Source organism: Achromobacter mucicolens, from assembly GCF_902859725.1.
Classification (GTDB): domain Bacteria; phylum Pseudomonadota; class Gammaproteobacteria; order Burkholderiales; family Burkholderiaceae_B; genus Achromobacter; species Achromobacter mucicolens.
This window is the reverse complement of record NZ_CADIJP010000003.1, coordinates 169,569-195,312: the sequence shown is the minus strand read 5'-3', so window position 1 is coordinate 195,312 and position 25,744 is coordinate 169,569. Positions and strand designations below refer to the sequence as shown.

General features: G+C 65.7%; 26 protein-coding genes. 12 read left to right on the top strand and 14 right to left on the bottom strand.

Annotated features, from left to right (window positions below):
- Positions 1-81: 81 nt before the first annotated feature.
- From HV786_RS04540 to cyoA, 5 genes are all read right to left on the bottom strand, one after another.
- On the bottom strand, positions 82-861 hold the full coding sequence (locus HV786_RS04540) for an SURF1 family protein (protein WP_175210145.1): 780 nt from the start codon (positions 859-861) through the stop codon (positions 82-84).
- Positions 861-1,274 carry a cytochrome o ubiquinol oxidase subunit IV gene (gene cyoD, locus HV786_RS04535; protein ID WP_128827463.1) on the bottom strand — a complete coding sequence of 138 codons (414 nt, stop codon included), beginning with the start codon at positions 1,272-1,274 and terminating at the stop codon, positions 861-863. The genes HV786_RS04540 and cyoD overlap by 1 nt, the downstream gene beginning before the upstream one ends.
- 8 nt (positions 1,275-1,282) lie before the next feature.
- Entirely contained in the window at positions 1,283-1,924 is a 642-nt protein-coding gene (gene cyoC / locus HV786_RS04530; RefSeq protein WP_128827221.1) for a cytochrome o ubiquinol oxidase subunit III, read from the bottom strand.
- The gene (gene cyoB / locus HV786_RS04525) at positions 1,917-3,920 is read right to left on the bottom strand and encodes a cytochrome o ubiquinol oxidase subunit I (protein ID WP_128827222.1); all 2,004 of its coding nucleotides are present in this window, start codon (positions 3,918-3,920) and stop codon (positions 1,917-1,919) included. Before cyoB ends, cyoC begins: the two co-directional genes overlap by 8 nt.
- A 63-nt stretch (positions 3,921-3,983) precedes the next feature.
- Positions 3,984-5,027: a ubiquinol oxidase subunit II gene (cyoA, locus tag HV786_RS04520; protein ID WP_128827223.1), complete on the bottom strand. Its 1,044-nt coding sequence runs from the start codon at positions 5,025-5,027 to the stop codon at positions 3,984-3,986.
- Positions 5,028-5,248: 221 nt separating this feature from the next.
- Here cyoA and HV786_RS04515 point away from each other — a divergent pair, with 221 nt between their 5' ends.
- Entirely contained in the window at positions 5,249-6,583 is a 1,335-nt protein-coding gene (locus HV786_RS04515; RefSeq protein WP_056326974.1) for an MFS transporter, read from the top strand.
- A gap of 114 nt (positions 6,584-6,697) precedes the next feature.
- Here HV786_RS04515 and HV786_RS04510 read toward each other — a convergent pair whose 3' ends face one another.
- Together HV786_RS04510 and HV786_RS04505 are read right to left on the bottom strand one after the other, a co-directional pair.
- The gene (locus tag HV786_RS04510) at positions 6,698-7,741 is read right to left on the bottom strand and encodes a histone deacetylase family protein (protein WP_128827224.1); all 1,044 of its coding nucleotides are present in this window, start codon (positions 7,739-7,741) and stop codon (positions 6,698-6,700) included.
- A gap of 53 nt (positions 7,742-7,794) precedes the next feature.
- Positions 7,795-8,373 (bottom strand): YdcF family protein, encoded by a 579-nt coding sequence (locus HV786_RS04505; RefSeq protein WP_175210143.1) that lies wholly within the window; start codon positions 8,371-8,373, stop codon positions 7,795-7,797.
- A 125-nt stretch (positions 8,374-8,498) separates the two neighbouring features.
- On the opposite strand from HV786_RS04505, the gene HV786_RS04500 reads away from it, so the two are divergent.
- From HV786_RS04500 to HV786_RS04485, 4 genes are all read left to right on the top strand, one after another.
- On the top strand, positions 8,499-9,005 hold the full coding sequence (locus HV786_RS04500; protein WP_056326976.1) for an RNA polymerase sigma factor: 507 nt from the start codon (positions 8,499-8,501) through the stop codon (positions 9,003-9,005).
- A complete protein-coding gene (locus tag HV786_RS04495; protein WP_254599439.1) occupies positions 8,992-9,993 on the top strand; it encodes a FecR family protein in 1,002 nt (333 codons plus the stop codon). The genes HV786_RS04500 and HV786_RS04495 overlap by 14 nt, the downstream gene beginning before the upstream one ends.
- Before the next feature lie 227 nt (positions 9,994-10,220).
- Positions 10,221-12,590: a TonB-dependent siderophore receptor gene (locus HV786_RS04490; protein WP_175210106.1), complete on the top strand. Its 2,370-nt coding sequence runs from the start codon at positions 10,221-10,223 to the stop codon at positions 12,588-12,590.
- Between the two features lie 126 nt (positions 12,591-12,716).
- Positions 12,717-13,118: a hypothetical protein gene (locus tag HV786_RS04485; protein WP_056326215.1), complete on the top strand. Its 402-nt coding sequence runs from the start codon at positions 12,717-12,719 to the stop codon at positions 13,116-13,118.
- A gap of 19 nt (positions 13,119-13,137) precedes the next feature.
- Here the strand turns inward: HV786_RS04485 and HV786_RS04480 are convergent, their stop codons facing one another.
- The 3 genes from HV786_RS04480 to HV786_RS04470 all read right to left on the bottom strand — a co-directional run bounded on the left by HV786_RS04480 (position 13,138) and on the right by HV786_RS04470 (position 15,180).
- On the bottom strand, positions 13,138-13,752 hold the full coding sequence (locus HV786_RS04480) for a hypothetical protein (RefSeq protein WP_338076519.1): 615 nt from the start codon (positions 13,750-13,752) through the stop codon (positions 13,138-13,140).
- Between the two features lie 53 nt (positions 13,753-13,805).
- Entirely contained in the window at positions 13,806-14,201 is a 396-nt protein-coding gene (locus HV786_RS04475; RefSeq protein ID WP_128827225.1) for a hypothetical protein, read from the bottom strand.
- A gap of 85 nt (positions 14,202-14,286) precedes the next feature.
- Positions 14,287-15,180, bottom strand: coding sequence for a LysR family transcriptional regulator (locus HV786_RS04470; RefSeq protein ID WP_128827226.1), 894 nt, complete (start codon positions 15,178-15,180; stop codon positions 14,287-14,289).
- Between the two features lie 109 nt (positions 15,181-15,289).
- Between HV786_RS04470 and HV786_RS04465 the strand changes: the two genes are divergently transcribed.
- Positions 15,290-16,276 (top strand): TerC family protein, encoded by a 987-nt coding sequence (locus HV786_RS04465; protein ID WP_062839718.1) that lies wholly within the window; start codon positions 15,290-15,292, stop codon positions 16,274-16,276.
- 176 nt (positions 16,277-16,452) lie between these two features.
- Positions 16,453-17,226 carry a trans-aconitate 2-methyltransferase gene (gene tam / locus HV786_RS04460; protein WP_128827227.1) on the top strand — a complete coding sequence of 258 codons (774 nt, stop codon included), beginning with the start codon at positions 16,453-16,455 and terminating at the stop codon, positions 17,224-17,226.
- 13 nt (positions 17,227-17,239) lie between these two features.
- Here tam and HV786_RS04455 read toward each other — a convergent pair whose 3' ends face one another.
- Positions 17,240-18,046, bottom strand: a complete 807-nt coding sequence (locus HV786_RS04455) for an AraC family transcriptional regulator (RefSeq protein ID WP_128827228.1) — start codon at positions 18,044-18,046, stop codon at positions 17,240-17,242.
- A 131-nt stretch (positions 18,047-18,177) separates the two neighbouring features.
- On the opposite strand from HV786_RS04455, the gene HV786_RS04450 reads away from it, so the two are divergent.
- Positions 18,178-19,428: an MFS transporter gene (locus HV786_RS04450; RefSeq protein WP_175210104.1), complete on the top strand. Its 1,251-nt coding sequence runs from the start codon at positions 18,178-18,180 to the stop codon at positions 19,426-19,428.
- Here the strand turns inward: HV786_RS04450 and HV786_RS04445 are convergent.
- Positions 19,349-19,681 carry a protealysin inhibitor emfourin gene (locus HV786_RS04445; protein ID WP_128827229.1) on the bottom strand — a complete coding sequence of 111 codons (333 nt, stop codon included), beginning with the start codon at positions 19,679-19,681 and terminating at the stop codon, positions 19,349-19,351. The two genes, HV786_RS04450 and HV786_RS04445, sit on opposite strands and share 80 nt — an antisense overlap.
- The gene (locus tag HV786_RS04440; RefSeq protein ID WP_175210102.1) at positions 19,678-20,742 is read right to left on the bottom strand and encodes a M4 family metallopeptidase; all 1,065 of its coding nucleotides are present in this window, start codon (positions 20,740-20,742) and stop codon (positions 19,678-19,680) included. Before HV786_RS04440 ends, HV786_RS04445 begins: the two co-directional genes overlap by 4 nt.
- A 181-nt stretch (positions 20,743-20,923) precedes the next feature.
- Here HV786_RS04440 and HV786_RS04435 point away from each other — a divergent pair, with 181 nt between their 5' ends.
- Both HV786_RS04435 and HV786_RS04430 read left to right on the top strand, forming a co-directional pair.
- Positions 20,924-21,559 (top strand): DMP19 family protein, encoded by a 636-nt coding sequence (locus tag HV786_RS04435; protein WP_128827231.1) that lies wholly within the window; start codon positions 20,924-20,926, stop codon positions 21,557-21,559.
- Between the two features lie 244 nt (positions 21,560-21,803).
- The gene (locus HV786_RS04430) at positions 21,804-22,706 is read left to right on the top strand and encodes a prohibitin family protein (protein WP_056326237.1); all 903 of its coding nucleotides are present in this window, start codon (positions 21,804-21,806) and stop codon (positions 22,704-22,706) included.
- Here HV786_RS04430 and HV786_RS04425 read toward each other — a convergent pair.
- Positions 22,699-24,804, bottom strand: a complete 2,106-nt coding sequence (locus tag HV786_RS04425; RefSeq protein ID WP_128827232.1) for a PTS sugar transporter subunit IIC/EAL domain-containing protein — start codon at positions 24,802-24,804, stop codon at positions 22,699-22,701. The genes HV786_RS04430 and HV786_RS04425 overlap by 8 nt on opposite strands.
- 262 nt (positions 24,805-25,066) lie before the next feature.
- Here HV786_RS04425 and HV786_RS04420 point away from each other — a divergent pair, with 262 nt between their 5' ends.
- Both HV786_RS04420 and HV786_RS04415 read left to right on the top strand, forming a co-directional pair.
- Entirely contained in the window at positions 25,067-25,309 is a 243-nt protein-coding gene (locus tag HV786_RS04420; protein WP_056326242.1) for a hypothetical protein, read from the top strand.
- 81 nt (positions 25,310-25,390) lie between these two features.
- Positions 25,391-25,735, top strand: coding sequence for a hypothetical protein (locus tag HV786_RS04415; RefSeq protein ID WP_128827233.1), 345 nt, complete (start codon positions 25,391-25,393; stop codon positions 25,733-25,735).
- Positions 25,736-25,744 lie beyond the last annotated feature (9 nt).

Here is a 25,744-nt window from a genome sequence, read left to right as displayed (position 1 = left end):
CTGCTAATGGCGCCGGCGTGTGCCGGCCGCCCAAGTGAAACGGCGCCCGAAAGGGCGCCGTTGTTTTTTGCCGCGTGAGGCTCAGGCCTGCCGGCGCGCGCGCTTTTCCTCGCGCACGAAGATCACCACGCCCACGATCACCATCAGCGCCAGCGCATACCAGGTGATGGCGTACGTCAGATGGTTGTTCGGAAAGTTGAGCATCGTCAGGCCGCCCACCGGTTCCCGCGCGGGATCCTTGCCGGGGCTGGTCGCCGCATCCGCATCGATGAAGTACGGCGCCACGTCGGTCAACCCGCGCGCCGCCGCGATGCCGGGCAGATCGCGCGAATACCAGAGGTTGGCGGCCGGGTCGTTGTTGCGCAGAAAGCCGCTGGCCGGCTCGCCCATGCGCAGCAGGCCCGTCACCTGGCCCGGGGCGGCGGGCTGGGCGGCATTGGCCGGGTCCTTGCGCCAAGCCGGCAGCACGAAGCCGCGATTGACCAGCACGGTGCCGCCGTCCGCCAGTTGCAGCGGGGTCATGACCCAATAACCGCTGCCCAGTTCGGTCGCGGCCTGCACGAGCGTCTGCTTGTCGAAGTGGTACGTGCCGGCGGCGGTGACGTGGCGGTATTCCGCGTTGTCCTGCGTCAGTTGCGCCCATTCGCTTTTGCCGGGGGCGGGCGTGGCGGGCGCGTGGGCCCGCTGATCCACCTGCGCGATCAGGGCGCGCTTCCAGGCCAGCCGGTGCACCTGCCAGGTGCCCAGGGCGCAAAGCCCGGCAAAGATGGCGACAGCCAGCAACCCCAGGATGACCAGGGTTGCCTTGCTGCGCGGATGTCGGGAGGTGTCGCGTGAAGAATTGTCTTTGACTGCTGCCATCAGGGCATCTTGCGCATGTCATGCGGGGACATGGGCATCATGTTGGAGTTCAAGTGATACATGATCCAGATGGATCCGCTGAGCGTGATCACGACCAGCACCAGCGTGAATATTAACGCCAACATGTTCCAGCCGCTTTCGGACTTGGTGTCCATGTGCAGGAAGTAGACGATGTGCACCACGATCTGCACGACGGCGAACGCCAGGATCACCAGGCCCGTGACGCGCGAGCTGTCGATGACCCGGTCCATCACCAGCCAGAACGGAATCGCCGTCAGGATGGCCGCCAGCACGAAGCCGGTCATGTAGCTCTTGAAGGTGCCGTGGGCGGCGGCGTCGTCATCGTCGTGGTGGCCATCGTGACCGTCGTGGCCGTGGTGGCCGCCGTGGCCGGTGTCGGCCAGGTTATCCATGTGTGACGTCATGGCAGCACTCCCATCAGGTACACAAAGGTGAACACGCCCACCCAGATCAGGTCCAGGAAGTGCCAGAACATCGACAGGCACATCAGGCGGCGGCGGTTTTCCGGGATCAGGCCGTGCATGCGGACCTGCAGCATCAGCGTCACCAGCCACACGATGCCGAAGGTGACGTGCAGCCCGTGCGTGCCGACCAGCGTGAAGAAGGCCGACAGGAAGGCACTGCGCTGCGGCCCCGCGCCCTGGTGGATCAGGTGCCAGAATTCGTAGATTTCCAGCGACAAAAAGCCCAGGCCCAGGATGCCGGTGACCGCCAGCCACAGTTGCGTGGCGCCGATGCGGTTGCGCCGCATCTCCAGCATGGCAAAGCCATACGTGATGGACGACAGCAGCAGCAGCGTCGTGTTCACCGCCACCAGCGGCAGGTCGAACAGGTCCGCGCCGGACGGGCCGGCCGCGAAGCTGCGGCCCAGCACGCCGTAGACCGCGAACAGGCACGCGAAGATGAGGCAGTCGCTCATCAGGTAAATCCAGAACCCGAGCAGCGTGCCGTTCTTGGGATGGTGTTCGCCAGGAACGTAGAAGACCGGTTCCTGGGCCGGCGCGGCGCCGCCGGGCATGGGGTGGGCGAGGGTATCAGACATGTTGCGCTAGCAGCCTTGTGCGGGCGTCTTCCGTGGCGACGACCTGTTCGGCCGGCACGTAGTAGTCGCGCTTGTAGTTGAAGGTATGGATGATCGACACCAGGATCAGCGCGGCAAACGCCAGCACCGCCAGCGGCCACATGTGCCAGATCAGCGCAAAGCCCAGCACCACGCTGATCCCGGCCAGCACGATGCCCGCCCACGTGTTCTTCGGCATGTGAATCGGAATGAAGCCCTGCTGCGGACGCTGGTAGCCGTGCTGCTTCATCTGCCACCAGGCGTCCAGGTCATGCACCCGCGGCGTGAATGCAAAGTTGTAGACGGGCGGGGGCGACGATGTGGACCATTCGAGCGTGCGGCCATCCCAAGGATCGCCCGTGGTGTCGCGCAGCTGGTCGCGGCGGCGGTAGCTGACCACGAGCTGGATGATGAAGCTGGCGATCCCGCACGCGATCAGCAGCGCGCCAAAGGCCGCGATCTGGAACCAGATCTGCAGGGACATGTCCTCGAAGTGGTTCACGCGGCGCGTCACGCCCATCAGGCCCAGCACGTAAAGCGGCATGAAGGCCACGTAAAAGCCCACCAGCCAGAACCAGAACGAGCACTTGCCCCAGAACGGATCGAGCTTGTAGCCGAACGCCTTCGGGAACCAGTAGGTGATGCCGGCCATCAGCCCGAACAGCACGCCGCCGATGATCACGTTGTGAAAGTGCGCGATCAGGAACAGGCTGTTGTGCAACGCAAAGTCGGCGGGCGGCACGGCCAGCAGCACGCCCGTCATGCCGCCGATCACGAACGTGACCATGAACCCGAGCGTCCACAGCATCGGCACTTCGAAGCGGATGCGCCCGCGATACATGGTGAACAGCCAGTTGAAGATCTTGGCGCCGGTCGGGATCGAGATGATCATTGTCGTGATCCCGAAGAACGAATTCACGCTGGCGCCGGACCCCATGGTGAAGAAGTGGTGCAGCCACACCAGATACGACAGCACGGTGATCACGACCGTGGCGTACACCATGGACGCGTAGCCGAAGAGGCGCTTGCGGCAATACGTGGACACCACCTCGGAGAAGATGCCGAACGCCGGCAGGATCAGGATGTAGACCTCGGGGTGGCCCCAGATCCAGATCAGGTTCACGTACATCATGGCGTTGCCGCCAAAATCCGCCGTGAAGAAATTGGTGCCGACGTAGCGGTCCATCGACAGAAGGGCCAGCACCGCCGTCAGCACCGGAAAGGCGGCCACGATCAGCACGTTGGTGCACAGCGCCGTCCACGTGAAGATGGGCATGCGCATCATCTTCATGCCGGGCGCGCGCATCTTCACGATGGTGACCAGCAGGTTCACCCCGGATAGCAATGTGCCCACGCCCGCTATCTGCAAGGCCCATATGTAGTAGTCCACCCCCACGTCGGGACTGTGCAGAATCCCCGATAACGGCGGATACGCCAGCCAGCCGGTGCGGGCAAATTCCCCGACGAACAGCGACATCATCACCAGGATCACGCCGCCTGCGGTCATCCAGAAGCTGAAGTTGTTCAGGAACGGAAACGCGACGTCGCGCGCGCCGATCTGCAGCGGCACGATGAAATTCATCAGGCCCGTGACCAGCGGCATGGCCACGAAGAAGATCATGATGACGCCGTGCGCCGTGAAGATCTGATCGTAGTGGTGCGGCGGCAGAAAGCCGGTGGAGTCGCCGAAGGCCACGGCCTGCTGGGAACGCATCATGATGGCGTCGGCAAACCCCCGCAACAGCATCACAATGCCCAGGATCACGTACATGATCCCGATCTTCTTGTGATCGATGCTGGTGAACCATTCGCGCCACAGGTAGCCCCACTTCTTGTAGTAAGTGACGGAGCCCAGCACGACGATGCCGCCGATCGCCACCACGAAGAACGTGCCCAGCAGGATGGGATCGTGGAAAGGAATGGCGTCCCAGGTCAGACGGCCGAAGATCAGCTTGGTGAGGTCAGGTTGATCAGGCATCTCGATTCCAGCAAAAAGACCGCGTTTACATGGCGCACGTGCCGTGCCGAAAAACCTGCCGCGCTACAGCACCAGACCTTCGGAGGCCGTGCACATGGCGCCCACGTACTTGCGCGGCGGCATTTCGGTGAGCCCCAGGCGCTCGCGCGTCTGAGGATCCAAGGTAGTGAGGTTGTGCGCGCCCGGGATGCCGGCGCCGCCTTGCGCGTCGATGGCCATCGCGTCGCGCATGCACATGCGGTTGGGCTCGACGCATCGGTTCACGATGGCGTCGAACAGGCCCGGCGCAACGGTGGCGTAAAGCTGCACCGGGTTGCGCTCGCTGGGTTGTTCAAGCTTCAGGTACGCCGCGCGGTCCAGCGTGGCTTGCGACTTGCGCGCCTGCGCGACCCAGTCGTCAAAGCCCTTCTGGTCCAGGCCATGAAAGCGAAAGCGCATGCCGGAAAAGCCCGAGCCGCTGTAGTTCGCGGACAGGCCCTCGTATTCGCCAGGGTGATTGATGACCGCATGCAGCGTGGTCTGCATGCCGGGCATCGCGTAGATCTGGCCGGCCAACGCGGGGACGAAGAACGAATTCATGACCGACGACGAGGTGATCTTGAACTGGATCGGACGATCCACCGGCGCGGCCATTTCGTTTACCGCCGCCACGCCTTGCTCGGGATAGAGGAACAGCCACTTCCAGTCCAGCGCCACCACTTCGACGACCAGCGGCTTGGTGTTGGGCGGCACCTCGCGGCCTTCGGACAGACGCGCCAGCGGGCGGTAGGGATCGAGTTGATGGGTGCTGACCCACGTGAGCGCGCCGAGCGCGATGATGATGAGCAGCGGCGCGGCCCAGATCAGAAGCTCCAGCATGGTGGAGTGGTTCCAGTCGGGATCGTAGGCGGCGTCCTTGTTGCTGGCGCGATAGCGCCATGCGAACAGCAAGGTCAGGATGATCACCGGCACGATGATGATGAGCATCAGGCCGGTGGAGATGATGATCAGGTTGCGTTGTTGCACGGCCACGTCGCCTGACGGCGAGAGCAAGACCGCATTGCACCCGGCGAGCAGCGGCAGGGCGGCAAACAGGATCAATCCGCGAAGCCTTGCGAAGGACGACATAGTCATACCCCGAAACGTAACCGTGCGAAGTAAACGAAACACTACGCTGGAAGCCGCGAAAAATCTAGGGTAAAAAGAGCAAAAGTATGCACGGCAGCGCATGCCGAGCCGTCCTGGGCCGTAAGGCTTGCGGCGTGCGGCATGATGCGCGTACTGTCATGCAGGTGTGTTGCAAGATCGTAGACAAGGCGTATCCAGATCCTTTTTTTGCGAGCGAATCCATGTCGACCACCACGCAATATCCTGGTCATCCCTCTCCCGTTTCCGGACCTGGGGCGATCAGCGGCGGGACCAGCCACGCCAAGGTGGCCCCTGGTGAGATCGCCGTGGGCGTGGTGGTGGGACGCGCCTCGGAATACTTCGACTTCTTCGTATTCGGCATCGCCTGCGTTCTGGTTTTTCCGAAGGTGTTCTTTCCCTTCGAAGCCCCGCTGGAAGGCACGCTCTGGGCCTTCGTCATCTTCTCCTTTGCCTTCATCATGCGTCCCATCGGCACGGCCGTGTCGATGGCGATTCAGCGCCGATGGGGCCGCGCCACCAAGCTGACCGTTGCCTTGTTCGTATTGGGCACCGCGACCGTCGGCATGGCGTTTCTGCCGGGCTATGAATCCATCGGCGTGCATGCAATCACCCTGCTTGCCGTGTTCCGATGCCTGCAGGGCCTGGCGTTCGGCGGATCGTGGGACGGCCTGCCTTCACTGCTGGCGCTGAATGCGCCGCCCAATCGCCGCGGCTGGTATTCGATGATGGGACAGCTGGGCGCGCCGGTCGGCTTCATGGTGGCCAGCGCGCTTTTTCTTTATCTGCACGTGACGCTCACGCAGTCAGATTTTCTGGAGTGGGGCTGGCGCTATCCGTTCTTCGTGGCGTTTGCCATCAACGTCGTGGCGCTGTTTGCGCGGCTGCGGCTGGTCGTGACCGAGGAATACACGCAACTGCTTGAAGAAGGCGAACTCGAACCCATCAGCATCCGCGAGATCGTCAGCCAGCAAGGCTACAACCTCTTCATCGGCGCCTTCGCCGCGCTGGCCAGCTATGCGCTGTTTCACCTCGTCACCGTTTTCCCGCTGTCGTGGATCGCTGTCAGCGGCACGCAACAGATTTCGGATGTGCTGATCGTGCAGATCATTGGATCGGTGATCGGCATCCTGGGCACGATCGCCTCTGGCTGGCTGGCTGATCGCATCGGGCGGCGCACGACGCTCGGGCTGCTGGCCATGCTGATCGGCGTGTTTGCGGTGGTGTCGCCCTGGCTGCTGGGCGGTGGCCCGAAGGCGCAGGACGCGTTCATTCTGATCGGCTTCGCGCTGCTGGGACTGTCTTATGGACAGGCATCCGGCACGGTCACCGCCAACTTCACGCGCCGGTTCCGCTATACCGGCGCGGCGCTGACGTCCGACATGGCGTGGCTGGTCGGCGCGGCGTTCGCGCCGGTGGTGGCACTGGGGCTGTCCGCGCGATTCGGGTTGGTGGCGGTCAGCGTGTACCTGCTGTCGGGCGTGGCGTGCACGCTGCTGGCGCTGCGGATCAACAAGGTGCTTGAAACGCGCGATTAAAAGGGTGCTGCGGTTTTGCGGCGGTGTCTGACACCCTGGGGAGATGGTCTCGGGTTTGCCGCGGTGTGCATAGGGTGTCAGACACCTTACATGCGGTAGACACCTTCAGGCCGTTCAGCCCAGATACCCTTCCAGCACATTCGCCACGTTGATGCCCACGTCCGCGACCGCATAGCCGCCCTCCATCGTGAACACCACGGGCAGCCCAAGCCCAGCCAGCATCTGACCGACCTGCAGATAGTCGGCGCTCTTCAATTTGAACTTCGAAATCGGATCGCCTTCGTAGGTATCCACGCCCAGCGCGACGACCAGCGCGTCGGCCTTGAACGCGCGCACGGCGTCTATCCCCTGCTGCAAGGCGGCGGTCCAGGCCGCGAAGTCGCTGCCGGCGGGCAGCGGCAGGTTCAGGTTGCAGCCTTGGCCAGGGCCTTCGCCGCGTTCGTCGGCGTAGCCCAGGTAGAACGGATACTCGGTGGTCGGGGCGCCGTGAACGGACACGGTGAGCACGTCGCCGCGGTCATAGAAGATGCTTTGCGTGCCATTGCCATGGTGATAATCCACGTCCAGCACCGCGACGCGTTGTGCCCCCGCGTCGCGCAGCGCCTGCGCCGCCAGGGCCGCGTTGTTCAGGAAGCAATAGCCGCCAAAGAAGTCCGGACCGGCGTGATGGCCGGGCGGCCGGGTCAACGCCATTGCGGCGCGCAGGCCCTGGCCTTGGGACACGGCGCGTGCGGCGTCGATGGCGCAGGCGGCGCCTGCCGTAGCCGCTTCCCAGGTGCCGGCCGTCAGCGGACAGCCGCTATCGAACGAGAACAGGCCCACGCGCGCCGCGAAATTGGTGGGCTCGATGTCGTGGCGAAATCCGCGCACCGGCCAGATCGACGGCAGCACGTCGATGTCGGCATTGGCCGGATCCAGGGCAACCCATTCGTTCCAGGCGCTTGCCAGAAAATCCACATAACGCGGCGTGTGCACCCGTTTGATGAGATCCATGTCCGGGCCGCCGGGCGGGCGCAGTTCGCCGATGCGGCGCTGGCGCAGCGCGTCCAGCACGAACGCCAGCCTTGCCGGCGTTTCGTGGCAGGGCACCAATTTGCCGCGGAACATTTCGTGGCGGCCGCTGTGTTTGTTGTGAACGGGGTTGTGGAAGATCAGCACGATGGGAAGTCCTGGATGGATCAGGCGGGCGGATGCGCCCTGATGGTTCGCCCTTATAGCGGCCGGAAAATATACAGCGCCACGGCGGGCAGCTCACGGAAAACGGAATAGAGGTCGCGCATTTCGAAAAATGCCGGATAGGCGCCGCTGACCTCGGCCACGCCCTGGCGCTTGAGCGCGAGCATCGTGCGCGGCACATGGAAATACTGCGTCACGGCCAGGGCCCGTGTGTAGCCGTGTTCGCGCATGTAGGCGCTGGCGTGACGGGCGGTTGCCCACGTGTCCACGCCCGCACTGTCGACGACGATGCGGTCCGCGGGCACGCCGCGCGCCCGCAGGTAATCGCGCATGGCGGCGGCTTCGTCCGTGCCGGCCGGATCCACGCCGCCGCTGACGAACAGCATGCGGCATCGCGATGCGGCATAGCAGTCGTAGGCGCGGTCCAGCCGCGCAGCCAGGCGCGGCGAAGGCTGGCCGCCGGGTTCTACCTTGTTGCCCAGCACGACGGCCACGTCCGCGTGGCGTGCGCCGGTCATCAGGCCAGTCGCGGCCAGGGCAAAGGCCGCCAGCAGCACCAGCGCGGCCAGAATCATCGCGGCGCGGGTCGCAAATCGGTAGATCGAAAATGTCATGTCGTGTGCCGGAGAGAAGGCGAGGGCATGAGCTTACGGCAAAGTGCGTCGAGGTCTCATTTGTCGTAATGAGAATCATGATTGATAATGCGACCCTTTCCGCCTGCGATTTTCTGCTGCTCTCCATGTCTCGTCCACCGCCCTCCGAAAAAGGTTGGCTCGCGCATTACCGCGAGCTGATCGGGACGTGGACGCGGCGCAGCACGAGCCGGCACGACGCGGAGGATGCCGCGCAGGACGTCGTGGCCAACATGCTGCGCAATGGCGAATCCGCCGTGTTGGACCCGAAGGCCTACCTGTATGGCGCCAGCCAGAACCGTCTGAATGGCGAGTTCCGCCGCCAGTCGCGGCGCGAGGTGCTGAGCCTGGATGCATTGTCGGATGCCGAGCATCCCGTCCAGGCGGATCCGGAGTCCTCGATACGCGCGGCGCAGCTTGCCGATGCGCTAAAGTCGGCGCTGGCCGAGCTGCCCCTCAAATGCCAGCAGGTGTTCTTGTGGAACAAGCTCGAAGGCTTCACCCAGGCCGAAATCGCCGAGAAACTCGGGTTGACGCAGAGCATGGTCGAAAAACACATGAAGCGCGCGCTGACCCATATCCATGACCGGTTGCAAGATCATGCCCCGCACTGATTCCCGCGCGGACGCCTCCCGCACGCCTGCAACGCCGCGCGACCAGGCGGCGCACTGGTTCGCGCGCGAGCGACTGGGCGCGCTGGATGGGGCAGAAAGTCGGGCGTTCGACGCGTGGCTGGCGGCGGACCCGGAACACGCGCGCCAGTACCGCGCGATGCAGGCCGTGTGGCGTGTCGCGGATAGCCTGCCGCAAGACGAGATGCGCGAGATCCTGGCGCGGTCCGACGAGGCGCCCGCCCGGCCGGGCCGCCGCAGGTTCGCCGCGGGGCTGTCGGCGGCCTGTGCCTTGACGCTTGCTGCCGGTGTGATTGCCCCGCGGCTGTGGTCGCCGTCGCCCGATTTCTCGCAATCGCTGGCGACCGCGCGGGGCGAGCGCAAGCGCGTGGCCTTGCCCGATGGCTCCCTGGTGGAGCTGAACACCGACACGCAATTGCAGGTCGCGCTGTACGCGGACCGGCGCGAGGTCGAACTGCTGGCGGGCGAGGCGTTGTTCACGGTTAGTCCGGACGCGGCGCGGCCCTTTACGGTGAATGCAGGGGCGGCACAGGTGCGGGTGACGGGTACGCGTTTCAATGTGCGGCGCGAGGGCGATGCCGTGGCGCTGGCGGTGGACGAGGGCAGCGTGGCGTTCTCCGCTGGCGAATGGTGGAACAGGACCACACGCCACCTGACGGCAGGCTACGCCGCGCGCTACGCGCCCGGCGGGCCCCTGGATGCGCCGCACCAGGAAAACGTGGCGGCGATCACGGCCTGGCAGCGCGGCCGGCTCATGTTCCGCGATACGCCGCTGGCACAGGTGGTGGCGGAGCTGAACCGCTACCTGCGCAATCCGTTGCGGATCGACGACCGCAAGCTTGCGCAACTGCGCGTGGCTGGCACCCTGCCGATCGACGAGCCCGAATCGGTGCTGGACGTGCTGCCTCACATCGCCCCGGTGATCGTGCTGTATCCGGCCGGGGGCGGCGCAGTCCTGGCGCCGCGCTAGCGCCGCTGCTGGCCACTCCCGGTTTCGGAAGCGAAAGGGCGACCGTCGCCGTTCAGAATTATTTTGTTTCAAATATTCTATCGAGAATCATTCCGGTTTTTCCGGGCTTGCGGCGTCTATCCGATGAAAGGGGTCGTACGCGAGAGGCCGATCGACCCTGGAAGCAACCTTTGGCCAAGGGTGTCGGGCGCTCACGGCGCGGGCAGTTGTACCGGAATTTTCTTCTGATGATGGACAAGCAAGTTAAGCAGCGCGCAGCGGCGCGCAAGGCCGCAAGACGCGGTGCGCACGGCGCCGGCGGCGCGCTGGCGATTTCCCTGGCATTGGCGTGGGGCGCCATGCCCAACGATGCGGTGGCGCAGACCGCGCCGGTGCAGATCAGCATCACGGCGCAGCCGCTGGGCGATGCGCTGCTGCAGTTGGGCGAGCAGGCGTCGCTGGTGATCTTCTATCTGCCCGAGACCGTGCGCGGCCGCACCGCGCCGGCGGTAGCGGGACAGTTGACGCCGGACGAGGCGCTGCGCCGGTTGCTGGCGGGCACCGGCATCGCCTTCCAGCGCGACGGCCGCAATGTGTCGCTGACCGCCCCGTCGGGCGGCTCCGCGCAGCTCGAGCCGGTGACGGTGCATGGCGTGGCGGTGGGAACGGCTGACAGCTATGTCGCGCTTTCCAGCCAGAGCGGCAAGCTGGACGTGCCGCTGATCGAGACGCCGCGTTCGGTGTCGATCGTGACGCAGGAGCAGTTGAAGGTGCAGGCGCCGCGCAACCTGGAAAGCGCGCTGGCCTACACGCCCGGGGTGCAGACGGAGGTGTCGGGGTCGAGCGATGCGCGGATGACGGGCGCCGTCATTCGCGGCTTCAGCGACGGCAGCGCCTATTTCAAGGATGGCTTGAAGCAGCTGTCGACCGGCACGTATGCGTCCTGGAACGACAACATCGAAGAGCTCGATAGCATCGAAGTGCTCAAGGGGCCCGCGTCGGTGCTGTTCGGCCAGGGGCGGCCGGGCGGGGTCATCAACGTGGTCTCCAAACGGCCCTCCGCGGATCACGTCAACAGCGTCGGCGCCAGCTACGGCACGTACAACCGCCGCCAGCTCACGGCGGACCTGGGGGGCGCGTTCGACGCCGAAGGCAAGGTACTGTATCGCCTGAACGTGTTGGGCCGCGACAGCGACGGCCGCACGGACGGTTCGCGCGACGACCGGATATCCGTGGCGCCGTCGATCCTGTGGAACATCACGAACCAGACCCGGGTGACCCTGCTGGGCACGTACTCCAAGGAGCGTGCGACGCCCAAGAGCTGGTGGCCCAACCTGTATACCTATCCAGAGATCGGCGACCTGCCGCTCAGCCGCACCGCGGGTGACCCGGATTTCGACCGCTTCGACCGCGACACGAAGTCCATCGGCTACGCCTTCGAGCACGACACGGACAACGGCTGGCGACTGCGCCAGAACCTGCGCTATTCCGAGATCGACATCGACTACCGGCACATCTACGCGATGGACCTGCTTGATGACCGGCGCACGGTCACGCGCGGCAGCCTCGCCCAACGCACCAACGGCAAGACGTTCGCCGTGGACAGCCGCGCATCGCGCGACTTCAAGTGGGGCGACCTGCAGCACACCTTTGCGCTGGGCGTGGACTATCTGCGCTACAAGGAGAACGATGCGCTGGGCTTTGGCTGGGACGTGCCCAACCTGGACATCTATGCGCCGGTCTATGGCCAGAACATCGATTATCCCGAGCTGGACCCGTCGCGCACGGACCTGAAGCAGACCGGCATCTACACGCTGAACCAGCTCAAGTGGAACAATTGGGTCGGCAACGTGAGCCTGCGCCGCGACTTCGTGCGCACCACCCAGACCAGCACCACGCAACCGCGCATCAGCGACTCGGCCACCACCGGCAGCGTGGGCCTGCTCTATCTCTTTGACAACGGGGTGGCGCCGTACGTCAGCTATTCGACGGCGTTCGATCCGATCACGGGCAAGCAGTTCGACGGCACGGCGTTCAAGCCGCGCGAGGGCAAGCAGTATGAAGTCGGCGTGAAGTACCAGCCGCCCGGCACGGATGCGCTCTTGACCGCAGCCGTCTTCGACATCCGCCAGACCAATGTGACAACGCAGGATCCGGACCATCCGCGATTCAGCGTGCAGACGGGCGAGGTGCGTTCCACCGGCGTCGAACTGGAGGCCAAGTTTCCGCTCTCGCGTGAACTCAGCGTGATGGCCGGCTACACCTACATCGACCCGCGCACCACCAAGAGCAACCGCCTGCAGGATGTGGGCCGCCAACTCACGCAGACCGCGCGTCAGACGGCAAGCCTGTGGCTGGATTACCGGCCGCAGCAGGTTCAGGGCCTGATGCTGGGGGGCGGCTTGCGCTATCGCGGCAAGGCGCCGCTGAACACCGCGGAGGACGGCACCACGCAATACAACCCGGCCTTCACGCTGGCCGACGTTGCCATCGCCTATGAAACGCCGCGCTACCGCATTGCCCTGAACGTGAACAACGTATTCGACAAGCGTTACTACACCTACACGTTCCGTGGCATGGAGCGCGAGGCGATGCTGAGCATGAACTATTACTGGTAGCGGGAAGGGGCGGGCGCGGCACGCGCTTGCGGGTAAACGAGCAGTGCGCGTGTGCGGGCGGTCGTTCATCCTGGTTAGAATCCGGAAGATACCGTCCCGCGCCGTCGTGGCTGGCGCACCGTCCCCATGAACCTGCCGTTTCCCATCCGCCAAGAATGTCCTCCCGGCGCCTGTGTGTGCGACCGGGACCGGTTGCTGGCCAATCCGGCTTCCGACCTGCGCGTGCTGCGGCTGACCAGGGAAGAAGAAAAGCGCCTGGTCGCGCGGCTGGAAAACATCACCAGCCTGGACGACTTGCGGGCCATGCAGGGGCGCATCCAGGCCCAGCTTGGCATCGTGATCCACATCACGCCCAGCGAAAACGAGGTGCGGACCTCGCGCGGCATCTCGATTCAATTGGAAGAATTGCCTGGCCTGTGCCGCAAGACGCGGGCGTCGCTGCCCGCCGCGATCCGCCGCGGTTTCGACAACCGGCCCGAGATCGTCTATGCGCTCCTGAACGAGCGCGACCTCTTGAGCGGCACGTGATCGCGGTCAAAGGCCGCGGTCAATTCCCGCGAACGGCGGGGCAGGGCGCAAGCGGCACCACGTCCGCCGGCGCGCGCCCGGCGTCGGGCCGCGTGACGTCGCGTTTCTTGCCCGTGCGGGCGGGATAGATCAGCAGCACGGCGCTGCCGGGTTCCAGCTTGGCACTCTGCGCCGTGCCATAGGCCACCGTCCAGCCGCGCAAGGCCAGCGGCGCCAACGTGTATTGCAGGGCCGAGCCATGCGCGACATGGGCGACCTTGCCTGCGTAGAGTTCCTGTTGGGGGGTGTCGACGCCGTCGATGGTCTGGTAGGTGGCGATGCTGACCAGCGCCGCGGACTCGCCAGGGCGCGCCAGCACGGCGGTCTTGTATTTGCCGGGCGGCACGTCCTGCAGGTTGACTGTGACCTGCGCGCCGCCCTGGCCGGCGGCATCCAGGTGCACGCCCACCACGTCGGCGTGCGAGAGCGTCCTGTCGCTGGTGTTGCGCACCCGCACGCTGTACTGTCCCGATGTTCCCGTCACGGTGCAGACCGCGACGCCGTGGGCAGACGCTGCCTGGGCGGACGCCGCGCCGGCGCAGGCCAGCAGCGCCGAAAACGGCAGGGTCAGGCAACGGGTAGATCGAGACAGCACGGCACGCTCCGGGTAAGGGCAGCGTACCGGGCGGCGCGTTGCCTGCCCCCTTTTTACACCACTTGCCGCCCCGGGGCCTGCTGCTCGCGCTTGCCGGCCAGCCAGTGCAGGATCAGGGCAACCACCAGCAGGCCGGCCATGATGAAGCCCCAGAAGATCCAGCCGAGCACGGTGATCAGCGTGCCGAGGCTGCCTGCGAAGGGCAGCATCTGGTTAAGGCCTTGCGCGGCCCAGACCAGGCCGCCCTGCAGCGATTCCAGCCATGCCGGATCCACCCAGGGGGCCGCCCAGGCCGGCGCAACCCATTGCGAGGTGTCGACGGCGGCGCCAGGGACCTGCGTCGTGGCAATGGTGGCCAGCACCCAGTCGGTCAGTTGCAGGGTCAGCGCCACCAGCCCGGTCCAGAGCGCCGCGAGGACGGCAAAAGCGAGCCAGATGATTTTCTTCATTGATGTGGTACTCCGATGACTCAAAAAGAACCGCCACGATAGCGGGGATTCTATTTCCGAAAAACCAGAGTGGATGTGACAAACATTAAGATAAAACCGAAGTTTTGGCCTGGGAAAGAATCTCGCGGACCAGGGGGTGGTGCTGGCCGCGGCGGTTGCGGATGGCGTGGATTTCCTCGTGCACGTCCTCGCAGCGCGCCAGCGGCCGCAGACCGCGCAACAGCGCGACGTCATCCCCGCCCAGGCGGCTGAGCGGAAAGACGCCCAGGCCCCGCGCCGCGAACACCGACATGAGTGCGCTGTCCTCGAATTCGCCCACCACGTTCGGATACACGTTCTGGTCGGCAAACCAGCGGTCCAGCGTCTGGCGCAGCACCGAGTGGCCCGTGGGTAGCAGCACCGGCAGGCGTTCCAGGCAGCGCGGAAAATCCAGCGTGTCCGACTTGCGCACCAGCTTGGCGGGGCCGTACCAGTCCACCGGCGAGGACACCAGGCGATCGCTGGTCAGCCGCAGGTTGGGGTTGGCAGGGGCGCCCTGGCCGGCCAGCACCAGATCCAGGTGATGCCGCGCCAGCTCGCCCAGCAGCTCCTCCACTTCGCCTTCATGGCAGGTCAGATGCAGATCGGGCGTGTGCAGCACGGGGCCTAGCAAGGCGTGTGCCGCCAGCTTGGAAATGCCGTCCGACAAGCCCACGGACAGGCGCACGACGGGCTTGGTGGCGGCCGCGCGCACTTCCTGCGGCAGCACTTGCCCGATCTGGAAGATTTCCTCGGCGCGGGCGAACGCCGCCTGGCCGGCGTCGGTCAGCGCCACGCCACGCCCGGCCGGCTTGAGCAACTGATGGCCCAGGTTCTTTTCCAGTTCCCGGACCTGGGCGCTGATCGTCTGAATGGCCATGTCCAGGCGCTCGGCGGCGCGGGAAAACCCGCCCTCCTTGGCAACCATCCAGAAATAGTACAGGTGACGGTAGTTCAGCATGGGTGTCGGCTCACTTCGGTTTTTCCGAACCTTAACTCACTTTCAGGCTGATTTCTCCATTCTGGGCGGAGCGGGATGATGGGCTCCTTCGAATCTAGCGGGGTCAATCATGGACACTCTGATCACCTTCTTCAATGCCGATTTTCTCGGCACACCGGCGTGGAGCTGGCTGCTCTTCGTCGGTATCGTCGTCAGCCTCCTGGCCTTTGACCTGGGCGTGCTGCACAAGGAAGACCGCGAGATCGGCGTGCGCGAAAGCCTGTTGCTGTCCGCCGGCTACATCACCGCGGCCGTGCTGTTCGGCGGCTGGGTCTGGTGGAACATGGGGGCGGAAAGCGGCATGGCCTACTACACGGGCTTCATGATCGAAAAATCGCTGTCCATGGACAACGTGTTCGTGATCGCGCTGATCTTCAGCTTCTTTGCGATCCCGCGCCAGTACCAGCACCGGGTGCTGTTCTGGGGCATCCTGGGCGTCATCGTGCTGCGTGCCACCATGATCGGTCTGGGCGCCGCCCTGGTCAGCAACTTCGGCTGGCTGCTGTATCTGTTCGGCGCGTTCCTGGTGTTCACGGGCATCAAGATGTGGATGATCGCGGACCAGACGCCTGACATCGCCACGAATCCGATCCTGAAGTTCCTGAAGCGTCACATGCGTGTCACGGACGACCTGCGCGGCAACGCGTTCATGGTGACCGAGGTCGATCCGGCCACGTCCAAGAAGGTGCGTTACGCGACGCCGCTGCTGCTGGCGCTGGTGCTGATCGAGTTTGTCGACCTGGTGTTTGCCGTGGACTCGGTGCCCGCGATCTTCGCCATCACGACCGACCCGTTCATCGTGTACACGAGCAACATCTTCGCGATCCTGGGCCTGCGTGCGCTGTACTTTGCCCTGGCGGCGATGATCCACCGCTTCCATTACCTGAAGTACGCGCTGGCGCTGGTCCTTGTGTTCATCGGCACGAAGATCTTCCTGGTCGGTTTCATCGGCAAGGTGCCTCCCGCGATTTCGCTGGGCGTGACCTTCAGCCTGATCCTTGGCGGCGTGCTGTTCTCGCTGTGGAAAACCCGCTCGGATGAACTGAAGCCGCAGTAACCCTGGCGTCCCGCCTTCCAACCGCCCGCCGGCGACAACCGGCGGGTTTTTTCATGGTGGTCATTTTGTGCAGTCCATATGCAGCCGATATGGCAAGCGACGCCACCGTGAATTTGTCAGGGGAAAAGGCGAGGCGTACAGTCGGCGCTACCCCCATCGCCACGCAAGGAACGATTATGAACAGCTGGTCCGCCAAGCAATATTCCGCCTTTGAAAACGAACGTACCCGCCCGGTGCGGGACCTGGTGGCGGCCCTGCCCAATCTGCTCGTCAAGCGCGCCGTGGACCTGGGCTGCGGGCCGGGAAATTCCACCGAAGTGCTGGCAAGCCGCTATCCAGACGCCGAGATCTCGGGCATGGACAGCTCGCAGGACATGATCGAGGCGGCGCGCAAGCGCTTGCCGGCGCTGTCGTTCGAGCTGGCCGACATCGCCACGTGGAATCCGCCGCAGCGCTACGACGTGATCCTTGCCAACGCCGCGCTGCAATGGGTGCCCGACCACGAGACGCTGTACCCCGCGCTGGTGGCCAAGCTGGCCCCCGGCGGCAGCCTGGCGGTGCAGACGCCCGACAACCTGGAAGAACCCGCGCATCGTCTGGCCAGGCAGGTGGCGGGCGAGGCGCCTTGGGCGGCCAAGATCGGCGGCGTCAAGCATCCGCCGCGTCACAGCGCGGCTTGGTATTACGAACTTCTCAAGCCGCATTGCGGCACGCTGGACGTGTGGCGCACGACCTACCACCATCCGCTCGCGGGCGCCGCCGCCGTGGTCGAGTGGTTCAAGGGGACGGCCTTGCGGCCCTATCTGGACAAGCTGGATGCCGCCGAGCAGGCCAGTTTCCTGGCGCGCTATCAGTCGTTGATCGAGCAGGCCTATCCGGCGCTGGCCGATGGCACCGTGCTGCTGCCGTTTCCGCGCCTTTTCATTGTGGCCGGTTCCAGACAGGCGTGACCCGCGCGCGCGTTCAGGGCGGCGTGGCCTGCGGGTCGCTCTTGTCCGCGAAGTAACGCGCGGGCGTTTTGCCCAGCGTCTTCTTGAACATCGTGATGAAAGCGCTGACCGACTCGTAGCCCAGGTCTTCGGCCGTGCGCTGCACCGACACGCCCGCCGACAGACGTTGCAGCGCCAGGATGATGTGCAGCTGCTGGCGCCAGCGGCCGAAGCTCATGCCGACCTCCTGCTGCACCAGCCGCGCCAGCGTGCGTTCGCTCATGGCGACGCGCTTGCCCCACTGCGCGACGGTGCTGCGGTCCGCCGGATCCGCGTTCAGCGCGCCGGCGATTTCGCGCAGGCGCGGATGATCCGAGATGGGCAGGTGCAGGTGCTCGGTGGGCATCTGCGACAGCTGCTCCATCAGCACGTCGGCCAGCCTGAGGTTGGCGGGCGCCGCCGCGTCGGCAGGCGCCAGGTTGGCCAGGTGCACGACCAGTTCGCGCACCAGCGGGGTGATTGCCAGCGTGCAGCATGCCGTGGGCAGGCGCGGCGCGTCGGCCGGCACGAACAGGAAGCAGACGCGGCCATTGGCCGTGACCCGGTTGCTGTGCGGCACGCCGCTGGGGATCCAGACGGCGCACTGCGGCGGCACCATCCACAGGCCTAGCGGCACCGAGCAGGTGACGCCGCCGCGCAGCGCCAGGACAAGCTGGCCCATGTGGTGCCGGTGCGTCGGCGATTCGTTGTCCTGCTCGGCCGCATGCACCGGCATGGCAAACGCCCATTGCGTGGCGGAATCGGGATCGAAGGGGGCGGGCGGTATGTCGGGCGTGCGCATGGGCGGCGGCGCTGCAAATGGGGAATGTGGCCGAATTGCGGGAAAAGTTGTCATTATCTCGAAATTCGGTAAGGCGGGCGGCGCGTAAGCTGGTGGCCTTTCCGTTTCCCTTAGCCGACAGCCGAGTGACCATGCACGTTTCCCGCCCTTCGACGCCACCCAGCCGCCCAGCGCTGCTGATCCTGGGCATTCTCTGCATTGCGATGGCCCTGCGCGCGCCGTTCACCGGCGTGCCGCCGCTGATCGGCCTGATCCGCGCCGAGCTGGACCTGTCGTCCGCGGCGGCCGGCATGCTCATCACGCTGCCGCTGCTGGCCTTCGCGGTGGTGTCGCTGTTTGCCGCGGGGCTTGCGCGCCGCTTTGGCCTGGAGCGCACGCTCTTTGCGGCGATGCTGCTCGTCGCTGGCGGTATCGTGATCCGCACGATGGGCGCGGCGGCGGGGCTGTACGCGGGCACGGCCATCATCGGCGCGGGCATTGCGTTGGGCAACGTGCTGCTGCCCAGCCTGCTGAAGCGGGACTTCCCGCAGCGCCTGGCGGGGCTGACGTCGGCCTACGTGCTGACGATGGGTCTTGCGGCGGGATTGGCCTCGGCCGTTGCGATTCCGCTTGCCAATCTGCCCCTGGGCGGCTGGCGGTTTTCGACGCTGTGCATGCTGGCGCTGCCGTTGATCAGCCTGTTGTTGTGGCTGCCCCAGCTTGCGGGCCACACGCCGCCCGCCGCGACCACCGCCCACGCGCCGCACGGCGTGCGCCTGTGGCGTTCGCCGCTGGCCTGGCAGGTCACCGTGTTCCTGGGCATCAATTCTTTCGTGTTCTATGTGGCGGTGAGCTGGCTGCCCGCCATTTTGCGCGACGCGGGTTACTCGGCCGAACGCGCCGGATCGCTGCATGGATTCATGCAGCTCGCGTCCGCGGCGCCCGCATTGTTCATGGCGCCGCTACTGCGCCGGTTGAGGGACCAGCGGGTCGCGGCGTTCTGCGCGGCGGGCGCGTCGTGCGTCGCGTTCGCGGGCCTGATCGCGGCGCCCGCATGGGGCGCGTTGTGGATCGCGCTGCTGGGCCTGGGCACCGGCGCGGGCATCATCCTGGGCCTGGCGTTCGTGGGATTGCGCGCCAGCCATGCGCAGCAGGCCGCGGCGCTGTCGGGCATGGCGCAGTGTGCCGGCTACCTGTTCGCCGCGACAGGCCCCGCGCTGGTGGGCGGCGTGCATGACAAGCTGGGCGGTTGGGGCGCCGCGCTAGGCGTGTGCGTGGCGTTGTGCGCCATCATGGCGGTGACTGGTCTGTATGCGGGGCGCGCTATTCAGATTGGCCGGGCGGGCGCTTCCAAAGACGCACCAGCGTTTCCGGCGCATCGGCCTCCGGCACGTCAAAAGTGACCCGCGCGGTATCCGCGCCTTCGAATTCCACTTCCACGTGGAAATAGCGCTGATCGCCGCCCGCGCTGGCGCTGCTGGGCATGGCTTTCGGCGCGGCATGCAGGATCGCATCGCAGACCTCCTGCCGCACGCCAGGCGGGCAGGTGGCCATGTCGATACGGCGCGGCTGGGCAAGGCCGGGCAGGTATGCCAGGCCGCCCTCGCGGCTAAGGCGCACGAGCTGGGCAAGGTCGAGGGGCGGCAGTTCGATCATGGCAGCACGCCCACGGCCTTCCAGGCCTCGTCGATGGCGCGGCGCACGTCCGTTCCGTGTTTTTCGCCGGCGACCAGTAGCGTCAGGCCCGCAAAATCCTTGAACGCGGCATCGTGGCGCAGGCGCTTGTCGCACAGCGTGTCGTACCAGACGTGCCCCGCGCCGTTCCACGCATTGCCGTCCAGCGCCGTGGCGGCCAGATAGAACGCGCGGTTCGGAATCCCCGAGTTGATGTGCACGCCGCCGTTGTCGCGCGGCGTATCGACATAATCCCGCATGTGCGCCGGCTGCGGGTCCGTGCCCAGCACGGGATCGTCGTACGCGGTGCCAGGCTCGGCCATCGAGCGCAGCGCGCGCGCTTGCACGTTTTCCGTGAATAGGCCCTGGCCCACCAGCCAATCCGCCTCCCGGGCCGTCTGCCCCAGCGAATACTGCTTGACCAGCGCGCCGAACACGTCGCACAGCGATTCGTTCAGTGCGCCGGGCTGGCCTTGGTAGAGGAGGGCGGCCTCGGTGTCGATCACGCCATGGGTGAGCTCGTGGCCGATGATGTCGACCGCGACGGTGAAGCGGTTGAAGATCTCGCCGTCGCCATCGCCGAACACCATCTGCGCGCCGTTCCAGAAGGCGTTTTCGTAGTCCTCGCCGTAATGCACCGTGCCGATCAGCGGCAGGCCATGCGCGTCGATGGAGTGCCGCTTGTACACATTCCAGAAAAGCTTGTAGGTCGATCCCAGATGCGCGTAGGCCTCGTCCACCGCCGGGTCGCCGCTCGGCCGCGCGCCTTCGGCGCGAATCAGCTTGCCGGGCAGCGTGGTGCCGTTGCCCGCGTCGTGCACGGCGCGGTCGGGCGTGCCCGCCGGCGCCACCTGGCGCGCCGGTGCCAGCGTCGCGCGAGGCGGCTGTCCCGCCATCTCGCGCAGGCTGCGCTGCTGCTGATCAATGATCATCGTCTTGACGGCAGGCATGCTGACGCGCGCATCGGTGTGCTGCGCAAGCCGGTCCAGCATGTACGGCGGGACCACTCCGATGAGGGGAGCGGACTCGGAAGGGCGGGGCATGGTCGATCTCCGACAAGCGCGCCGGATGGGACCCCGGCGCGGTCCTGTTTAACGTAGCAGATGGGTGAACAGGGAGCCGTAACAGGATGCGGCGCGATGCGCCCCGGCAACGGGCGCGCCTCGACAGCGCCGCGCCGATCCGGTAGGGTCTTGCGCTTTCCTGTCATGCCGGACCCTTGCAATGCCGACTCCCGACTACCGCATCACTGCCCTGACGTTGACCGATACGCACGTGCTGTTGACGCTTGCCGACGGCCGCGAGGTCAGGGAGCCGATACGGCGGCACATCCGCCTGCATGAGGCCACGCCCGAGGCGCGCCAGGCGTGGCAACTGGTGGATGACGGGCACGGCGTCGTGTGGCCCGCGCTGGCCGCGCCGGTGCCGCAGGGCATGCTCAACGTGCACGATCTGCTGTGGGACATGCGTTACGAGCAGGCCATGGCGGCGTTGCAGGCAGCCGAATGGAAGCTTGACCGCTTGTCCCCCACCGACCAGGAACTGGTCGCGCTGTGGCGCATGGAGGCCGACATCAACAACGGTGGCTTCATGCAGTTTCTGTGCAATTGGGGCGACGAGACCTGCCAGCTTGCCTTGCAGGCGCTGCGCAAGATCGGGGCCGTGAACATGCTGGACGTGCTCTCGCGCATGCGCGCGTTGATCGACCGTTTTGAGGCTTCGCCCGAGGTGGTGCAGCTCAACGATATCTACGGGGCGATGACCGAGGCGGAGCAGGAAGAGATGGAGACGCTGGACCACGCGTTCTGGGACTATCCCGATCCGCTGTCCCGGTTGGGGTTGCGCTGGTACGGGGCGTAAATCCGCCAAAATTCCGCTGCGTGAAACGTTCGGAAACGTATCGCCACATTACGTTGATACCCGCTTGCGGCAGCGCGCCCGCTGCGGGCTAGAATCCCGTCCTTCTTTCCCGGGGGGGACGCTCGATGCGGTATTTCCTGATCTTGGTGGGGGCGGCGGTCATCGCCTATCTGCTCGCGCGCGGCATCGCAGCGGTGCTCTCGGACCGTAAACGCAAAAGAACAGACAGGGATTGGAAGTGAAGATGAAGCCGACAGATATCCAGATGGTCAAGACGATCGGCGCGGTCAAACCGCGCAAACTGACATTCGCCATTGGCACCGCGCTCATCTTCCTGCTGATCCTGTTCATCGCGTTCGGCTCGTGGTTCCAGGTGGATCAGGGCGAGCGCGGCGTGGTGCTGCGCAATGGCAAGCTGGTGCGCGTGGCCGAACCCGGCCTGGATTTCAAGACGCCGTTCATCGACAACGTGATGACGGTGTCCGTGCGCGACCACACCTTCGTGTTTGAAAAGCTCGAGGCCTACAGCTATGACCAGCAGCCGGCCACGCTGCGCGTGTCGGTGACCTACCGCGTGCCGGCCGAGCACGTCGCAGAGCTTTATTCCGAGTACGGCACCATCGCCAATCTGCAGATGCGCGTGCTGGAGCGCAAGACGCCGGACGCGGTGAAGAACGTATTTGGCCAGTACACGGCCGTGCGCGCCATCCAGGAACGCCAGAAGCTCGGCCTGGATGTGAACAACGCCGTCCTCAAGACGATGGAAGGCGCGCCGGTCCAGGTGGTGGGCGTTCAGATCGAGGAAGTGGGTTTCTCGCAGGCCTACGAGCATTCGATCGAACAGCGCATGCTGGCCCAGGTGCAGATCGAAACCACGCGCCAGCAAAAGGAAACGGCGATGATCACCGCCGAGATCCAGGTGGTCAAGGCCAAGGCCGAAGCCGACGCGCGCCGTCAGCAGTTCACCGCGGAAGCCGACGGCATCCGCATGCGCGGCGAAGCCGAGGCGGCCTCGATCCGCGCCAAGGCCGAGGCGCTGGCCGCCAACACCAACCTCGTCAGCCTGAACGCCGTGGAAAAATGGGATGGCGTGCTGCCGTCCACCCAGGTGCCGGGCGCGGCGCTGCCGTTCATCGGCATCAAATAGCCTTTGCTTCGGGCAGGTTCGCCGGCAGGGCAGGCCCTTCCTGCCGCCGGCGCGCGAAGTCCACGACAAGCTCGCCCGACACCGCCTTGCTGTAGTACCAGCCCTGCACGATGATCTCCGCGCTGGACGCCAGCGCGGACAACTGTCCATCGGTTTCCACGCCTTCGACAATGATCTGCAGGTTCAATGCCTCGCAGAACCGCAAGAGGCCGCTCATCACCAGCGCGCCCCGGTCATGGCTCTGCGCCATCACGAAGCTGCGGTCGATCTTGACCGCATCGATCTGGAACTGGTGCAGGTAGCTCAACGCGGAATAGCCCGTGCCGAAGTCGTCGATGTAGACACGGGCGCCGATGCCGTGGAGCCGGTCAAAGGCGGTGTGCAGCGCCTGCGCGTCCTCGACCAGCGCATCTTCCGTCAGCTCCACCGAGACCTGGCCCCGCGTTTGGTCCAGCACCTTGATCAACCGGTCCAGGTAAGCCGGCGAGGTCAGCGTGGCGCCCGTGACGTTGATCGTCATGGGCAGCGAGAAGCCCTGCGCGCGCCAAGCCAGGCATTGCCGCACCGCTTGCCGCGCCACCCAGAGATCCACTTCGCCCATCAGGCCGGCCTGCGCCAGCCATCGCAGGAATTCCAGCGGCGCCTGTTGCGTGCCTTCGGGGCCGGTGGCGCGCAGCAGCGCCTCGCAGCCGGTGCACTGGCCCGTGCGCAGCGAGACCTGTGGCTGGTATTCCAGGTAGAAGTCGTACTCGCTGATGGCGCGGATGCGTGCGACTTCGGCGCGGCGCCGCGCGCGCGTGGCGTAGGTGGACGCAACGGGGTCGTGCGCGTACAGCAGCGATTCTTCCTGCAGTTGCGGAAAGGTCGCGTCCAGCGACTTGAAATACACCGTGGAATCGGCCTTGCGCTGCCGCTCCAGCGCGATCAGAAAGGGCGCATAGATGCACGCGCCCAACGCCACCAGCGCGCATTGCAACGCGATCCCCGCCACCTGTTCGCCCGCGCCCAGATAGGCGTTGAACAGCACGGGCGACGTCAACGGCAGCGCCACGGTGGCGGGCGCAAGCCAACCCAGTTGCACCGCTGCCAGCGCCATCAGCACGTTGATGACGGGCGTGAGCACGAAAGGCAGCAGAAGCCGCGGGTTCAGGATCAGCGGCAGGCCGAACAGCAGGATCTCGTTGATGTTCAGGAGCGACACGGGAATGCTCGCCAGCGCCAATACCCGCAGCGAATCGCTGCGCGAGAACAGCAGGATCGCCACGACCAGCGACAACGTCGCACCCGAGCCGCCGATGAAGACGAAGGCGCCCAGCAGCGTGCCGTTCAGCGCATAGACGCCTTCGTAGCCCGCGGCGACGCTTGTCGCGTTGAGCCGCGTGGCCTGGTCCAGCACGTCCATGATCGGCGCCATGGCGTGCGCGCCGTGGATGCCAAAAAACCAGAACATCGAATTCAACGCGGCCACGATCGCGCCAGCGCTGTAGGGACTGTCCAGAGACGCCATGCTGAGCGGGATGTCGACTTGCGCCACCGCCGGGATCGAGAGCGCGGCGGACAACGCCGCCATCACCAGGCCGGCGGTCAGCAGACCGGGGACGATCATGTTCAGCGAGTCGCGCACGTTCTCGCCGATGAGCCCGTCCGGCGCCAGCTGCGTCCAGCGGCGCCGGTGCAGCCAGGCCATCAGCGGTACGGACGAAATCGGGATCACGATCGCGATGAACAGGGTGAGCGTGGACGCCGCGCGGGGGTAGGGCGCCAGCAGGCGTTCGGCGATGACAACGAGGCACAGGCACAGCAACGCGGTGGGCAGGTGCGGCAGCCGGTGGCGAATCGAGAGCATGTAGCCGATGGCCGTGCCGGCCAGGAGCGGCATGACGGCGGACAGCGCGCCGTGCAGGTCGGCCAGGGCGTCGGCAATGCCGCCCGGCAGGCCCATCAGCCGGGCGCAGACGGACAGCACCAGGAACAGCGCGGACACCAGCAGGCAGGGCATGGCCCAAAGCAGACCTTCGCGGATGGCGCGCAGGGAAGTGGCGCTTGCCAGAGCGGCCAGCCGATCCCTCGGGTACTGCGGGAAGATCGATTTCGGCATTGCCGTCGTAGGGCGCAGGGGGGAACGGGCGGCCCGTGTCCGTCCGGCGGGTAAAAATCCGTTGCCGCATGCTAGCGCCTGAATTCGGGCTTTAGCAATCCAAAAAAATGCGGCCGGCCTAGGGATTCCCCTCTGTCAATAATGCGTTGTCCCGGCTTTTTGACCGGGGACAAGTCTGGCCGGACGCTATACGATCGGAGGAACGCCGCTCTTTCGTAGACGGCGGCGCCTAGCGCACACGCTTCACCAGGAGGAGACCTGGATGTCTCAGTTGGATTGGACGCCCGGCGATACCGTGCCGGATCGTCAGGGTTATTACGAGACGCGGCTGGACACGGGCGGCACCGCGATTTCGCTGTACAGCGTATTGGGGTGGATGCCCGTGAAGACACCGGGCAACCTGGTGAGCTGGCGCGCCTTGCCCCCCGCCGTCGAGCGTCAGGAGGCCGAACGGCATCTGCAGGAGATCCGCGCCGCGCAGAGCCACGTGCCGATGGATTACTAGGCCCGGCCGCGGCTGCCGGTTGTAGCGCTCGTGTATAACGTCCCAACCGGCGCCCGTGTCGGGCGCCCTCGGGAGAACATCTTGCGCGAGTTCGTGGCGACGTGCCTGGATGCGGGCCTGCTGGTGCTGGCGGTGCTGGCCTTCCTGTTGCCGGCGCTGTCGGCGCTGGCCCTGGTGCTGCGCGCAAAGGCCGGCAGGTTTCCCCGTCTGAACACGCCGGGCTGGCGCCGCGCAGGCATCGTGGTGCTGTGGCTGCCGTTCATCGTGATGGCCGTGTATGGCGGCACGGCATGGTGGGCGGCCAGCGTCTACGACCGCTACTATTTCTTCGGCCTGCTGATCTGCTTTGCGTATCTGCTGTGCGCCATGCTGTTGTCGGCGGCCGGCCTGTTCTGGATCCGCACGACGCGGGGCCGGCACCCCTGAGCGCCGCCC